Genomic DNA, 14,307 nt, shown 5'->3' on the forward strand with positions numbered 1-14,307 from the left:
GAGAGCGCGTCGGCCACCGGGAAAGCCCTGACGCTCCGCCGAGCGCTATCGTTCCTCGGTCACGCGCTCGGCGCGCTCGGCGACCGCCGCGACCCGGTCCCTGAGTGGCTCGGGTGCGACACCGCCGTGGGCAGCCGCCGTATCGACCGCATCGAGGATGACCGTGAGCGTGTCCCGCAGGCCCTCACAGCCGGTGACGCTCGCCAGCAGGTCGTCGAGTTCCTCGCCGACGGCGAGGCAGTCGTCGAGGGCGTCAACCCGGACAGCCCGGCGGAACTGCGCTCCCAGCGCGGCCACGTACAGCGGGAGCAGGTCGTCCACGTCCAGGTCGAGGTCGACCGGCAAGGTGCCGCGGTGTGTTATCCGACCCAGTGCGAGCGCGGCATCCTCTCGCAGGAAGTCGTCGTCGCTCTCCAGTTGCGGGACGAGCCGGTCGGCGACGCGAGCGACCGCCTCGGGCTCCGTTCTCGCGAGTCGGGCCAGCGCCGTGGTCGCCCGACGCCGGCTCGGCAGGTCCGGCGCGTTCGCGACGGTCACCCCGAGCTGGTCGACCGCTATCGCCACCGAGCCCGGATGGTGTTCGGCCAGGCGTGCCAGCACGAGGGTCGCCTGCTGGCGGACGTTGGTCGCACCCGAGGACGCGTAGGGGGCCACGTCGACGATGGTGTGTTCGACCGCGTCGGGTTCCTCGGCGGCGAGTGCAGCCACACCCCGAAGGACCGCCACGCTCCGCTGTGAGTCCGTCTCCAGTGCCTCGACGCAGGCCTCCCACTCGTCGACGATGGTCGCTCGTGGCACGCGAGCGGTCTCCCCCGCAAGTGCGCTCCACTCCGGACTCGGCGACCGCTCCTCCGGCTCGCCGTTCTCCCCTCCCATACACGACATGACGAGTCCCATAGGCAAATCCGTTCGCCTACCGTGGCGTGCCCCCGAGGGCAAAGGCACTTGCATACGCAACCCCGAGACCCCGCCAATGGACGGGAGAGCGCTGCTCGCCGAGACCGAGGGGTTCGAGGGCGACCCGGAGACGGTCCCCCTCGACGACGAGCACGTCCTCGACATGCTGGACCCGGCGGTCCGCAGCTGGTGGGTCGAGCAGTTCGGCGAGTTCGCCGCCGAGAACGAGGGGTTCTTCACGCCACCCCAGAAGGAGGCCATCCCCCTCATCCACGAGGGCGAGAACTCCCTCATCTGTTCGCCGACCGGGTCTGGCAAGACGCTGGCGAGCTTCACGGCCATCCTGAACGAACTGTTCGCCCGCGAGCGCGAGCAGGACGACGGGCTGGAGAACTCCGTGTACTGCCTCTACGTCTCTCCTCTCAAGTCACTCGCCAACGACATCCACCGGAACCTCACGGAGCCACTGGAGGGAATCCGCGACATCGCAACCGAGCGCGGGGAGCCAGTCGGCGAGATACGCCACGCCATCCGCCACGGCGACACCGACAGCAACGAGCGCCAGAAGATGCTGAAGGAGACGCCGCACATCCTCAATACGACCCCGGAGACGCTGGCCATCCTGCTCGATTCCCCGAAGTTCCGCGAGAAATTACGAACTATCGAGTACGTCGTCGTCGACGAGATCCACTCGCTGGCGGCCTCCAAGCGCGGCACCCACCTCTCGGTGTCGCTGGAGCGACTGGAGGCGCTCACGCACGACTCGCCGACGCGAATCGGCTGTTCGGCGACAATCGAGCCACTGGACCAGGTCGCCGAGTTCCTCGTCGGCCAGGACGACGGCGACCCTCGCGAGTACGAGATCGTCGATACTCGCTTCGCCCGCGAGTTCGACCTCGAACTCCGGTGTCCCACCGACGACCTCATCGACACACCGGGACAGGTCGTCACCGGCCGGTTCTACGACCAGCTGCACGAACTGATACAGGACCACACCAACACCCTCGTCTTCACGAACACGCGCTCGGGAGCCGAACGCGTCCTCCAGCGACTCCGCGAGGACTACCCCGGCTACGACGAGGAGAACTCCGGCTGCCACCACGGGAGCATGTCGAAGGACGTGCGCGAAGGCATCGAGGGCAAGCTGAAAGACGGCGACCTCGATGTCGTCACCACCTCGACCAGCCTCGAGCTGGGTATCGACATGCCCCACGTCGACCTGGTGGTGCAGGTCGGCTCCCCGAAGTCCGTGGCATCGCTGCTCCAGCGCGTCGGCCGGGCGGGCCACCGCGTCGGCCAGACCGTCACGGGGAGGGTGTTCGCGCTCGACCGCGACGAACTGGTCGAGTGTGCCGTCATGCTCAAGAAAGCCCAAGAGGGCTTCGTCGACTCGGTCGCGATTCCCGAGAAACCGCAGGACGTGGCCACCCAGCACGTGTACGGGATGGCCATCGCGGAGGTCCGTCCCGAAGAGGAGATTCTCGACATCCTGCGGTCGGCGTGGCCCTATCGCGAGTACACCGACGAGGACTGGGCCCAGCTCGTCCGGTACCTCACGGCGGACTACGAGGGGCTGGAGGACCGCAACGTCTACGCGAAGATCTGGCGCGACGAGAACGACCCGCCCGACGGCGAGTACCACTACGAGGACTTCCCCGTCGGGGAGACCCTGGTGGGCAAGCGGGGGCGCCTCGCCCGGGTCATCTACATGACCAACATCGGGACTATCCCGGACTCGTTCACCTGCGAGGTGTTCACCCGGGCCGACAACGAGTGGGTCGGCCAGCTCGACGAGAACTACCTCGACACCCTCGAACCCGGCGACGTGTTCGTCCTCGGCGGGCGCAACTTCGAGTTCCGCTACCGGAGAGGGTCGAAGGTGTACGTCGACCCAACCAGCGCCGCCCCCACCGTGCCCTCGTGGTATTCGGAACGCCTCCCGCTCTCGTACGACCTCGGGAAGGAACTCGCCAGCTTCCAGGGCGACCTGCTCGCGAAACACGAACGGGGCGGCGCGGCCGCGGTCCGCCACTGGCTCCGCAACTTCCCCCTCGACGACAACAGCGTCCGGGCCATCGCGCGGATGTTCGACGAGCAGATTCGATATACGGGCCCGGAGAGCCTGAGTACGGATTCCCGGCTCGCCATCGAGGAGGAGATAGACCGCCAGGAGTACAAGCGCCAGTACTACGTCCACTCGACGTACGGCCGGCGGTTCAACGACGGCTTCTCGCGGTTGCTCGCCTACCGGTGCGCCCAGGAGACCAACGCGAACGTGGGCCTGAGCGTCGCCGACAACGGGTTCGTGCTGTCGATGCCCCTGAACCGGAAGGTGGACGTGGTCGGCCTCGTGGAGTCACTCGACGCCACCGAGGTTCGCGAGCTGCTCCGCCAGAGCCTCGGCGATACGGAACTGCTCCAGCGATACTTCCGCATCAACGCGACCCGCGCCCTGATGATACTCAAGCGGTACAAGGGGTACGAGAAGTCGGCGAAACAACAGCAGGTCTCCAGCGAGATGCTGCTCGGGTTCGCCGAGGACCTCGACGACTTCGCGGTCATCGAGGAGACCTACCGGGAGATACTGGAGGACAAGCTCAACGTCGCGGGCATCGAGGAGGTCGTCCGGGCCATCGAGGCCGGGCAACTCGACGTGACCCACACCCGGGTCGAGTCTCCGACGCCCCGGGCGTTCGGGCTGGCGACGCTCATGGCGAGCGACGTGGTGCTGGCCGAGGACGAGAGCGCGGCCTTACAGGAGTTCCACGAGCGGGTCCTCGACGAGATCGGGGACGAATCTCTCACGGGGGCAATGGCGGGCGGGGAGGAGTGAGGGTCCGAACCGACACGACCTACATCTGGGTGACGGTCACCTTGATGACCTCCGAGACATCCGGGTACTGGTACATGTCGTCGACCTCGTCGATGGTCCGGATGGTTCCCATCTCGTCCGCACCGGTGTCAGGGCCGGACTGGCGCGGTGCCTGGTCCGCTCCGGCCCCCGGCTCCTGGTTCTGTTCCGTGCCGGCGTCCCACAGCAGGAGCCGGTCGGTCACGTCGCCCGAGATGGGCTGGTCGTCCTCGAACAGCGACAGACCCGTCGGTTCGAAGGCGTAGAACAGGTCGTTCGACTGGACGAACATGGTCGCCAGCGAGAGGCGCTGCCCGGCGTGGGCCTTCACGTCGAAGCTGTACGTCTCGCCGGGGAAGATCGGTGCCGGGCCGTTGGCTCCATCGGGCGTGGTGAAGGTCCCCGTCTTCTCGACGTGGTCCGCGCCGGCGAGTTCGTCGGCGTAGGTTCCAGGACTCCCGTCCTCGGCGAGGGCTTCGAGGCCCGCGCTCGCGGCAGACCCGGGCGAGAACGCGGTGGCCATGTCGTCGTGAACCGCCCAGGCCCCGGGCGAGAGCGGGACGGCGACCTCGTCGCCAGCGCCCGTCGTGATGGTCCCGGGTTCGGAGACGTTCTCGACGGTGACGGTGAAGGTGACGCTCATCATGTCGTCGCCTTCGGTCATCTCGTCACCGCCGTCGGTCATGGTGTCGTCCATCCCGTCGTCCGTCATCTCGTCGTCGGCCATCGGTTCCTCGTCGGTCGGGCTCCCGCCCGAGTCGCCACCGAGGCAGCCGGCCAGTCCGATTGCGGTCGAACCGGCAGCGATGGTCAGGAAGCGACGGCGCGTGGAAGTGGGTGCGTCTGACATCTGTCTTCATCTGACCGGAAGCAGAGGCCGTAAAAAGCGATTTTTCAAGGTCCGACTCGACTCTCTTCGGAGAGGGTCGCAAGTCGTTCTAGAATTGGTTCGGAGTTCGGGTCAGTAAGCTGTCCTGACCGGCAGTTTCGGAGCGTTCAGACCGCGATCTCGGGGCGCTCGTAGTGGCCCGTCAGCCGGGCCGAGACGAACCCGAGCAGGAACCCGTACACCAGGTGGGTCACGATGGAGAACACGAAGAACACCACCAGGTCGCTCCCGGTGTACCGCGTCGCGAACGCCGTGACGAACCCGGTCCAGAGGATGGCCGCGAACACCATCCCCTGTCGCGGTCGGGTCTTCCCCGGCAGGTACGCACCGAGCGTCACGAACAGCAGCGGCCATGCGACCGCCCCTGCGCCGAAGAACAGCACGAACCCGAGTGGGACGTTCGAGCCACCGCCCGCGAGCTCTGCCAGCGTGCCGAACACGTCCAGGCTCGGCCCGTACACCGCGTTGACCACGACCAGCACCAGCGTCATCAACGTCGTCCCGACGATACCGGCGGCGACGCTCGCCAGGGCAGCCCGCAACTCGTCTTCCCGTTCCCGCTCGTCGACGGACTCATCGGCGATGGTTTCGTCCTCGACGTCTGAGATGGTACTTCCCATGTGGTACGATATGGCATGGCAGTATTAAAGAGCCTCGCAAATATCAGAACTGTGCTACTTCGTGCGGGTGGTGGAGTCCGGGAGGACCGGAATCGCATCACGGGCAGCCCGTACGATGGCCGGGAGGGCGAGAATCCCGGCGACCAGCACCGCGTCGTGGACCGCCATCCCCACGATGGAGCCGTCGAAGGTCGCACCGAGTTCACGAAAGGCGACCACGAACGCGAGGCCGAGTACGGTGATGGCGGCTGCATTCATCCAGGAGGCAGGCACATCGACGCCGGAGAGCACGCGACAGCCGACCACGCCACCGAGACACGACCCGAACAACGTGACGGCCAGTTCGCTCGCGCCCGTGACGAGGAGTGCCGGGACGGCCACCACGGCTGCGACGGCGTAGCCGACAATCGGGCGGCCTGCCCAGGTATTGCGGCCCACGAGGAGGACCAGCCCGCCGATGACGAAGCCGACCAGCACGTCACCGAGGTAGTGGACGCCCAGCACGACACGAGAGAACCCGACCGCGAGGCCGACAGTCGCGACGGCCGCAGTCCGCAGTCGGGACTCCAGCCACCCGAACTCGACCGCCATGCCGCCGTAGACGACCGCACCGGCGATGGCGTGGCCGCTCGGGAACCCGTAGCCGGTGGTCTCGATGAGGCGAACCGATGCCGGTGGCCGCGGCAGTGCGAACGCGCCCTTCAGCAAGACGGTCAGTGAGAACGCGACGAAGGCGTAGCCGACCAGCTGGGCGGTCGATTCCCGCCGATAGCCCCAGTAGAGCACCGCGAGCAAGAGGGTCAGGACCCCCGGGTCCCCGAGGTGCGTCACGCCGGCGTACGCGTCGGCGTACTCGGCGGGGAAGGCCTCTCTGATCGCCTCACTCAACCCGACCAATCGAATCATTAACTGTTCTCCGTCGGCACATTGTTTCAAGCTTTCGTGTCTGGACCCAAGTGGCCTGAAGTCACGGCGACGGCGGTCTCAGACCCCTTCGGCATCCTGGAGCCCGACCGCCTCGACGCTGTACTCCCAGAGCCGTCGCTGGGCGTCCTCGTCACGGGCGACTGGTGCGGCCCGACGCTGGCGGCAATTGTCGAAGTACCCACCTGTCAAGTCTGCGACCTCGGGCGACGCCGCGAGGAACGTCTGGGTCTCGGCCCCTTCGCGCACCGACTCGACCGGCGCGAACGGGACCCACGCGAGCAGCGACCCGAAGAACTGTGCGGGCTTACGAACCGGCATCGGCAGGTCGCGCATGAACCCGGAACCGGGGACGACCCCCGGATGCAGGCAGTTCGCGGTTACCGTGTCTAGCCGCCGTGCGAGTTCGAACGTGAACAGCACGTTCGCGAGCTTCGAACGAGCATACGCCGAGAACGACGAGTAGTCCTCGAGCGATTCGACCGCGTCGAGGTCCAGTTTCCCGTTCCGGTGGGCCTCCGAGGAGACGGTGACGACACGGCCGGCCGGGGCCGCACGAAGCGTGGGCATCAACAGGTTCGTCAGGAGGAACGGCGCGAGGTGGTTCACCGCGAACGTGTACTCGACACCCTCCTCGGTGAGCCGACCCTGTCGGAAGTAGCCGCCCGCGTTGTTCACCAGGACGTCGAGTTCGCCGGTCGTCGTCTTGACGTCGTCGGCGAGGTCACGGACGTCGGCGAGACTGGCGAAGTCCGCGCGGAAGAACTCCGCGCTGGTCCCCTGCTCCTGCAGGGCGTGGACCGTTTCGGCTCCGGCACGCCGATCACGCCCGTGGACGAGGACCCGGGCACCGAGGCTTCCGAGCGCCAGCGCGGTCTCCCGGCCGATGCCGGTCGTCGAACCGGTCACCAGAACGGTCTGGCCCTGCAGGTCGACATCCGCGACACCGGCACCGACGGCCACGCGATTCGTAGCCATAACCCGGGGTATGGGGTGCGGCCTGATAACGTGTGCCCCTCGAAGAAGGTCTTCCGTGCGAGTCCAGGACGCCTGGAATTACCCTGACGCCCGTCTCACTCCCCGCGAACGCGTCACCGTGCCGCCCAGTCGACCATCCGGGCATACACCTCGTCCGTCTCCAGCGTTCCCCGGTCGCCGACGAGGACCAGGCCGCGCTTCGCGCGGGTCAGCGCGACGTTCATCCGCCGGTAGTCCTCGAAGATGGGGCTGTCGAGGTCGCCGGAGGCGACGAATGAGACGACGATGACCTCCTTCGCCGACCCCTGGAACCGGTCTACTGTGTCGACCGCGACGTCCTCGGGGACCTGTTTGCCGATTTCGGCCACCTGTGCCCGGAACGGGGCGATGACGCCAACGTCCTCGGGCGAGAGGCCAGCGTCGATGTAGGCCTGGACGACTTCTCTGACCTTCGCGGCCTCCACGGCGTCGGTATGACGGTTGTCGTCACCCGGCGTGTCAACCATGACGACCCCGTCCCGGAGGTATTCAGGCAGCGAGTCGACCGAGAACCCGGACAGGTCTGCGAGCGATCGCCCGGCGACATCGGCGGTAGCGGGACGCAACTGGCCGTCGTAGAACTCGCGCGAGGAGAACGCCTGGATGCGCTGGGACATCCGGTACTGGCGGTCGAGCAAGATGCCGGCGTCCGGGTACTCGGTCACCAGCCGTTCGAACAGCGACCGGTGGAGGAACTCGTCGTCGGCCCGCACCACAGGCGGGAGCTGCTGGTGGTCGCCCACGAGGACGAAGCGCGACGCGAGGTTCACCGCCGCGAGGGTCCCCGGTTCGGTGAGCTGGCCTGCCTCGTCGACCAGCGCCACGTCGAAGTCCTGGTTCCGCATGACCGTCCCGCCGCAGGTCGCGGTCGTGGCGGCGACCACGGACGCGGATTCGATTGTCTCGACACACTCCTCGGGGTCGCCGATCTGGTCGAGCCGGAGGTCGAGCATGTCCTCGCGGACGCCCGATTCGGTCCCGACCCGGCAGATATCTTCGAAGCCCTGTTCGCGCAGCGCTTCGAGCGCGTTGTCGACCGCGCGGTTGGTGAACGCCGAGAGCAGGACGCGCTCGCCACGCTCGACCATCGCCCGGATGGCTCGCGCGATGGTGTAGGTCTTCCCCGTCCCGGGCGGGCCGTGGATGAGCGCGCAATCCCGGGCAGTGACCGCCTTCCGGACCGCCTCGTCCTGCGCCTCGTTGTTGTCGATGAACACCTCGTCCGTCTCCTCGAACGCTGGCTCCTCACGACCGAACAGCACGTCCTTCCGCCGAGAATCGCCCTTCAGGAGGGCGTCGTGGACCGCCGTCAGCATCCGGCTGATACCCATCTCGGAGGGGTAGGTGTCGAGCCGGTGCACGTCGACCGGCTCGTCGGCGGTGAGGACGGCTTCCCCGTCGCCCAGTTTCTCGACGCGGGCGAGTTCGGCGTGGCCGCGGATGGGGTCGCCGTCGCTGGCGAGGACGTAGTCGCCCTCGCGGATCTTCGAGACCGCCGACGAGGTTCGCTCGGCACGCAACTCCCACCGGCCGGCCGGAAGCTCCCGTTTACCGGACGGTTCCAGGTCGACCAGCGCCCGGTCCTCGTCGGCACGTTCTGCCGCGGTCTGCTTGTACAGCTTCGCGAACGACCGGTGGGACTCGCGGCGTTCGGCCTCGATTGCCCGGTACATCCGGTCGAAGTACTCGCGCTCGTCCTCGGGAATGGCGCGGCCGATCTGCCCGGCCTTCGACTCCTGATTCAGCCGGCCCGAGACGACCATGCAGGTGTCGCTCTCGAAGCAGTACTCGCAGTTCGAGTCCGCCTCGTACCCCGTCGGCACGTCCACGCCGAACTCCATCGCGGCAAGCTCGTTCCGGGCCCGCACGACGAATTTCAACAAGCCGTTCCCGATGGAGAACTCCTTGGCGGGCGAGAAATCGCCCGTGAACTCGTCCTTGTCGAGTGCCTTGTTCTTGGTGTAGAGCAGGGTCCCCGTGTTCACCGGGACGCCGCGTTCCTGCAGGAGCAGCGCATACGCTGCCGCCTGTATCTTGTCCGGGAAGCGCGGGTCGGACTTGAGGTTCTTCCCGGTCTTCAGTTCGACCGGCTGGCCGCGGCGGATGGCGTCGGCCCGCCCCTTGATGCCGAACGTCTCGGAGATGAGCAACTGCTCGGAGCGCCACTCGTCCTGATCGCTCAATCGCCCCTGGGCCAGCCAGCCCTCGATGGCGCGGGCGTTCTGTTCGACCTCGCGCTCGACGTCCTCGGCTGATTTCTGGAGCAACCCGAGTTCGAGTGCGTTCCCGCGAACCCGGTCCTCGACTGATTCGTCCAGGTCGCGTCCGCGGAGCAGATCGCCGAACACCTGGTGGACGATGGTCCCTTTCGTCACGGGGTACGCCAGTGGTACGGGAGAGAGCTTGTTGAGGTAGTACAGCCGCGGACACTGGACCCACTGGCGGATGTCGGTCACGTTGACGAGGAAGTCGGGTTCGACGACCACGTAGGAGTCGCCTGTCGTCGAGTACGACAGCTCGCCCTGGTACTCGTCCTCGTCTGGCTTCGTCACGAGCAGTTCCATCCCCGGTTCGAGGACCTCGGCGGTCTCGGTCCACCGCCCCCAGAGCGTCACACTCGTCGGTTCGTCCTCGTGTCGGTCGAGTCCGACCTCCACGAGCTCCGAGGTGCCGTGGCTCGTGTTGACGGTTCGCGCTTCCCCCACGTCCGTGACGACGCCTCGCAGAGTCACTGTCGGTGTTCCGTCGGCCTCGGCTATAAACACTGGCTCTCACTCTGGGCATCGACTGCTGAAACGGCTACAGGTCCGGTAGCCCCTACCTCGGTGACTGTTTATACGTTGTGTCGCCTCTGTGACTACAGAGACCTTCATGAGCATCATCGCAACGTTTCAGGTCCCTCCGGAAGACTTCCCGCTGGGTCCCGTATTGCAGTCGCTCGGAGAGGTCGAGGTCCAGATGGAGCGCATCGTACCGCTGAGGGGACGGGTCATCCCGTTCGTCTGGGTGTCCGGGGATGACGCGGAGGAGGCGGACATCGAGCAGGCGCTCGAGGAGCACGAGGAGGTGGAGGACGTTTCCGTCCTGGATCACATCGGGAACGATTGGCTCGTCCGGCTGGAGTGGCAACCCGAACTCGGGGGGCTGCTGGAGGCGATTCTCGATTCAGAGGGGGTGCTCCTCGACGCCTCCGGGTCGAACGACGAGGGTCGTTTCAGCGTCCAGTTCGACGACCACACCGGCGTCTCGGAGTTCCACCAGCACTGTCAGGACAACGGTATCGAAGCGACGTTGCTGCGGCTTCACACACCCGAGGAACGGCCAGCGGCCTGGGCCGACTTCGGACTCACCGAATCGCAGTACATTGCGCTCGTCACTGCTCACGAGGCGGGGTTCTTCGACGTCCCACGGGGGACCACCCTCACACAACTCGCGGACGAGTTCGGAATCTCGGACAGTGCGATCTCACAGCGGATTCGTCGCGGGATAGACGCACTGATAGAGAACACACTCCTCGTGCCGGACCAGGACCAAGACTGAGTCGGCCGCCAGCGATACGTTCTTTCCTCCGCGGTGAATACTCGGCAGTATGCGGGTTCGAGACTGGGACGATATCGTCTCCGAGGTAGTCGAGTCGAAGGCAGACCCGGAGGGCTGGCGCGCCGTCGCCGGCGACCGGGCGAACGGCCTGGGCGAGGACTTCTACGTCGGACACCGAAACAGCGGCGTCTACCACCTCAAGACCTACGCGAAGAACCCATACGAGGTCCGCGGCGTCGGAACGCAGGTGGCACGCAAGCTGGACGACGAGATCGGCTCGTTCTTCCCCGAACAGCAGGAGGCGAGTCGCTTCGCTGTCCAGTCACCACCCGAGGACGAGGACGACGCCGAGGACAAGGCCAAGAAGTTGCAGGCGGTGCTCCAGGCCCACGCGGACGCGCCGACGACGCCGGGCGACCTGTTCGACGACATGATGGACGCGCTGGAGAGCCCCGCGTTCGGCCCGATGGAGTACGACCAGTACGACCGCCCCGAGAAGCTGGACGACCTCGCGACCACGTTCGAGGACGCAGAGACGGTGCTCAACAGCGAGCTGGACGACCTCATCGGTGACGACGAGGTCGACCGCGGCTTCATGTGATTCTGGAACGCGTACGCTGACGAGCTGGCGAACAGGCGGTACCGATGGCCGACTCCCGGCGGGCCGCACCGCGCACCCGCGACGCCCGCCGGGGCGATTCTCAGTGCATACCGGCGGTGGCCGCGTCATGGTATTTGAACCTCGGTGGAAAGGTGCTTTCAAGCCACCCCGTCCCTTTCGCACGAACATGAGCGCCGAGGACACCATCAGGGACTACTACGAAGCCCTCCGTCGTGGTGAACCGCTGTATCCGTACTTTCTGGAGGACGACGCGACCTGGAAGGGCGCGATAAGCAACCAGTACAGCGGCTACGACACGGTCGCGGAGGCCCTGCGCAAGCAGAGCAAGACGACCGACGAGTGGACCGTCGAGAGCCACGACCTGTCGGTCACCGAGCGCGACGACTACGCCATCTTCCACGACGAGGTCCGGCTGGCCTGGACCAACGTCGAGACCGGGCAGCGCTGGGGCTTCGACTCGCGCTGGAGTGGGACCCTGGAGTGCATCGACGAGGCCGACGAGGAGTGGCAGTTCGTGAGCATGCACGTCTCTGCACCACACGATCTCTAAGATGGTCGGGCCCTCGATGTCAGAGGACGACCGTCGCATCGGGATGAACAGACTCCGCTACGTCTTCGTCGGGATGGTCGCCGCGTCGGGGGCGATGGTCGCGCTGCAGGTCGAAGCGTCCCTGCTCTACATCCTCGGCGGCCTCGTCGGTGGGGCCGTCGCCGGGGCGTTGCTGTGGGCGTACCTCGTCCACGCGTTCCGACAGGGGAGTTCGCGAGAACGACGCTAGTTCTCCCGGAGAATCACCGGTTCCCCGTCTTTCACGGATAACCAGATACCGCCGCCCGAGTACGGGCAGGTGTTCCAGGTGACGGTCTCGGTGTGCTCGCCGACCGTTATCGTCGCCTCGAACGACCCACCGATGGGAACCGCGACGGAGAGCGGGCTCCAGCTCCCCGGGTCGACCGTGACCGACCCTGTCGCGCCCTGGACGTACTCGTTGGTCAGCGAGAGGTCCACCGTCCGGGGAACCTCGTCCTTGTTCTCGACGAAGAGCTGTACTCGGCGCTTCCCGAGCGATGCGACCCTGCTGCAGCCGACGAGGAGACGGCTCGAGTCGTCGACCACGACCGCGAGATTCGCCCGGTCACCGCCCACGTGCCACCAGAAGTGGCGGTCCTGGCCGTCTGCAGTCCCGGCAGCCACGCTGTACGTGCCCGCCGTCACGACCGGGTCTGGAATCCAGATTTCGGAGCCTGGCGGGACCACGTACAATCCGTCGAACACCGCCTGACCACCATACGCGACGTGGAGTTTCAGCTCCGTGGCGGCCGACGATTCGTTCCGAAGCGCTGCCCTCGTGAACATGACCTCGCCCTCACCTGTGTCGACTGGATGCGCGATGGCCCGGCCCCTCATCGCACGACAGTCCGGCTGACAGCGCAGGACCTCGGTCGCCTCGAGCTCGTCCCCAGGCCAGAGTGCGAGCCGGAGCTTGTGGGAGTCCAGATCGACGGCCCACGTCCGTTCGACGGTCCACCGCCGGTTCTCGGTCGGGGCCTGGGCGACGTCGAGAGAGATTCCGTAGTCGCCGATTGCACTCAGTGGGCCGACCCAGAGATACCCCCCGTCGCTGACCGTCCTGCTCTCCCACCCGACGAGCACGTCGTTCCTGTGGACCGAGACCGTCACCTCGCGGTCTTCTCCGGAGCGGTTCTGGAACTCGACCATCGCCTCTGGAATCGCGGGGAACGAGTCCTCGGTCGTGGTCGGTTCCCCTGTCGTCGGTTCATCCGTGGTCGGCAACAGGTCGACGGTGAACGGCTCCCTCGTCCTGGTCCCGGGACCGAGCACACCGCTGCACCCGGCCAGGCCAGTCGTCACGGCTGCAGAGACCGCCCCGAGCAGGGCCCGACGTTTCACGTGTATTATACGTCGAGACCGGAGAAAAACAGCGTACTTGTCCGGTCAGGTCGATGCCGTGTTACGGATTGACGCGGGCTATCCACTTGCGCGGCGACTCCAGCTCCTCTTCCGTCGGGAGGTTCTCTGGCCCGTCCCAGACCACGCCGGCGGCGGCGATGCCGCGCTCGGCCGCGACGTACTCGAAGAAGTCTTTCCCGCGTTCGTACTGCTGGCGCTTGAGCCCGAGGCCGAGCAGGCGCTTCGCGAGCTTGCTCAGTGGGCCTGCCCCCTTCCGGCGGGCGTCGACCTTCCGGCGGAGGTCCTCGTACTCGTCGTCGAAGGCGTGGTCCATCAGGAGTTCCGCGTAGCCCTCGACGACGGTCATCGCGGCGTTCATCTCGCGGAACGCCTCGCGGTCGAGTTGGCCGTGTTTGAGCTCCGCGAGGCCCTCCTCCATGCGGGACTCGAGGTACTCCGAGAGCCACGGGGCGGCCCCGAACTCGGCGGCGTGGGTGACCTCGTGGAAGGCGATCCAGCGCCGGAACCGCGGGTAGTCCACGTCGAGTGCGTGGGCGACGCGGTCGATGTTGGGGTGAACGAAGTACAGCGCGTGGTCGGCGTCGACCTCGTCACCGGCCAGCAACAGCGGGTCGTACTGCCCGAGGACGTTCCGGGCGAGGAACCCGAGCATGAACGACATCGTGCCGGTGTTGACGGTCCGGGCGAGACCCGGGAACATCGACCCTTCCTGCGCTTCGAGTGGGTGGAGGACCCGACGGAACGTGTCGATGTTCGCGTCTATCCAGTGGTGGCGGTGCTGTATCTCGATGGTTCGCGGGACGTCGAAGTCGATACCGGCGACCTCGCGGACGCGGTCTCGCGCGTCCCGAACGTCCGTCGCGTAGCCAGCTTTCTCGGCGTCCGTCAGGCGTACCGACCCGGGGTCGGTCGCACCCTTCGCCGCTTCGGCGACCGCGTGCCAGTCGATGACGCCGTCGCCACTGGAGGAGGAGGCGACCGCGCGAACACTACGAAAGAGACTCACGCACCCGA

General features: G+C 66.7%; 13 protein-coding genes. 5 read left to right on the forward strand and 8 right to left on the reverse strand.

The features are described from left to right. Positions 1-45: 45 nt before the first annotated feature. Positions 46-876, reverse strand: a complete 831-nt coding sequence (locus N6C22_RS13775) for a HEAT repeat domain-containing protein (RefSeq protein ID WP_261651692.1) — start codon at positions 874-876, stop codon at positions 46-48. A gap of 97 nt (positions 877-973) precedes the next feature. Here N6C22_RS13775 and N6C22_RS13780 point away from each other — a divergent pair, with 97 nt between their 5' ends. Next, on the forward strand, positions 974-3,730 hold the full coding sequence (locus N6C22_RS13780; RefSeq protein WP_261651693.1) for an ATP-dependent helicase: 2,757 nt from the start codon (positions 974-976) through the stop codon (positions 3,728-3,730). A 19-nt stretch (positions 3,731-3,749) separates the two neighbouring features. Here N6C22_RS13780 and N6C22_RS13785 read toward each other — a convergent pair whose 3' ends face one another. The 5 genes from N6C22_RS13785 to N6C22_RS13805 all read right to left on the reverse strand — a co-directional run bounded on the left by N6C22_RS13785 (position 3,750) and on the right by N6C22_RS13805 (position 9,930). Continuing rightward, complete coding sequence (locus tag N6C22_RS13785) at positions 3,750-4,598, reverse strand: spondin domain-containing protein (RefSeq protein ID WP_261651694.1); 849 nt, start codon at positions 4,596-4,598, stop codon at positions 3,750-3,752. A gap of 146 nt (positions 4,599-4,744) precedes the next feature. Continuing rightward, entirely contained in the window at positions 4,745-5,257 is a 513-nt protein-coding gene (locus tag N6C22_RS13790) for a DUF6789 family protein (protein WP_261651696.1), read from the reverse strand. Positions 5,258-5,311: 54 nt separating this feature from the next. Then, a complete protein-coding gene (locus N6C22_RS13795) occupies positions 5,312-6,163 on the reverse strand; it encodes a phosphatase PAP2 family protein (RefSeq protein ID WP_261651697.1) in 852 nt (283 codons plus the stop codon). 78 nt (positions 6,164-6,241) lie between these two features. Then, positions 6,242-7,159, reverse strand: a complete 918-nt coding sequence (locus N6C22_RS13800; protein WP_261651698.1) for an SDR family oxidoreductase — start codon at positions 7,157-7,159, stop codon at positions 6,242-6,244. 113 nt (positions 7,160-7,272) lie between these two features. After that, positions 7,273-9,930: an AAA domain-containing protein gene (locus N6C22_RS13805; protein ID WP_261651699.1), complete on the reverse strand. Its 2,658-nt coding sequence runs from the start codon at positions 9,928-9,930 to the stop codon at positions 7,273-7,275. Between the two features lie 139 nt (positions 9,931-10,069). On the opposite strand from N6C22_RS13805, the gene N6C22_RS13810 reads away from it, so the two are divergent. The 4 genes from N6C22_RS13810 (at position 10,070) to N6C22_RS13825 (ending at position 12,139) form a co-directional block, all read left to right on the forward strand. After that, the gene (locus tag N6C22_RS13810; protein WP_261651700.1) at positions 10,070-10,738 is read left to right on the forward strand and encodes a helix-turn-helix domain-containing protein; all 669 of its coding nucleotides are present in this window, start codon (positions 10,070-10,072) and stop codon (positions 10,736-10,738) included. A 49-nt stretch (positions 10,739-10,787) separates the two neighbouring features. Then, complete coding sequence (locus N6C22_RS13815) at positions 10,788-11,339, forward strand: hypothetical protein (protein ID WP_261651701.1); 552 nt, start codon at positions 10,788-10,790, stop codon at positions 11,337-11,339. A 187-nt stretch (positions 11,340-11,526) separates the two neighbouring features. Beyond that, positions 11,527-11,910, forward strand: coding sequence for a nuclear transport factor 2 family protein (locus N6C22_RS13820; protein WP_261651702.1), 384 nt, complete (start codon positions 11,527-11,529; stop codon positions 11,908-11,910). A 16-nt stretch (positions 11,911-11,926) separates the two neighbouring features. After that, on the forward strand, positions 11,927-12,139 hold the full coding sequence (locus N6C22_RS13825; protein ID WP_261651703.1) for a hypothetical protein: 213 nt from the start codon (positions 11,927-11,929) through the stop codon (positions 12,137-12,139). On the opposite strand, the gene N6C22_RS13830 is transcribed toward N6C22_RS13825, so the two are convergent. Further along, positions 12,136-13,272: a hypothetical protein gene (locus N6C22_RS13830; RefSeq protein ID WP_261651704.1), complete on the reverse strand. Its 1,137-nt coding sequence runs from the start codon at positions 13,270-13,272 to the stop codon at positions 12,136-12,138. The two genes, N6C22_RS13825 and N6C22_RS13830, sit on opposite strands and share 4 nt — an antisense overlap. Before the next feature lie 61 nt (positions 13,273-13,333). After that, complete coding sequence (locus N6C22_RS13835; protein ID WP_261651705.1) at positions 13,334-14,299, reverse strand: zinc-dependent metalloprotease; 966 nt, start codon at positions 14,297-14,299, stop codon at positions 13,334-13,336. Positions 14,300-14,307: the final 8 nt, after the last annotated feature.

Origin of the sequence: Haloarchaeobius sp. HME9146, assembly GCF_025399835.1 — an archaeon.
Taxonomy (GTDB): Archaea; Halobacteriota; Halobacteria; order Halobacteriales; family Natrialbaceae; genus Haloarchaeobius.

What these genes read in the sequence shown, in the direction of transcription:
- N6C22_RS13825 (WP_261651703.1), top strand. Translation starts at nt 11,927, where the DNA reads ATGTCAGAGGACGACCGTCGCATCGGGATGAACAGACTCCGCTACGTC.
- N6C22_RS13820 (WP_261651702.1), top strand. Translation starts at nt 11,527, where the DNA reads ATGAGCGCCGAGGACACCATCAGGGACTACTACGAAGCCCTCCGTCGT.
- N6C22_RS13810 (WP_261651700.1), top strand. Translation starts at nt 10,070, where the DNA reads ATGAGCATCATCGCAACGTTTCAGGTCCCTCCGGAAGACTTCCCGCTG.
- N6C22_RS13775 (WP_261651692.1), bottom strand. Translation starts at nt 876, where the DNA reads ATGGGAGGGGAGAACGGCGAGCCGGAGGAGCGGTCGCCGAGTCCGGAG.
- N6C22_RS13785 (WP_261651694.1), bottom strand. Translation starts at nt 4,598, where the DNA reads ATGTCAGACGCACCCACTTCCACGCGCCGTCGCTTCCTGACCATCGCT.
- N6C22_RS13780 (WP_261651693.1), top strand. Translation starts at nt 974, where the DNA reads ATGGACGGGAGAGCGCTGCTCGCCGAGACCGAGGGGTTCGAGGGCGAC.
- N6C22_RS13800 (WP_261651698.1), bottom strand. Translation starts at nt 7,159, where the DNA reads ATGGCTACGAATCGCGTGGCCGTCGGTGCCGGTGTCGCGGATGTCGAC.
- N6C22_RS13815 (WP_261651701.1), top strand. Translation starts at nt 10,788, where the DNA reads ATGCGGGTTCGAGACTGGGACGATATCGTCTCCGAGGTAGTCGAGTCG.
- N6C22_RS13790 (WP_261651696.1), bottom strand. Translation starts at nt 5,257, where the DNA reads ATGGGAAGTACCATCTCAGACGTCGAGGACGAAACCATCGCCGATGAG.
- N6C22_RS13795 (WP_261651697.1), bottom strand. Translation starts at nt 6,163, where the DNA reads ATGATTCGATTGGTCGGGTTGAGTGAGGCGATCAGAGAGGCCTTCCCC.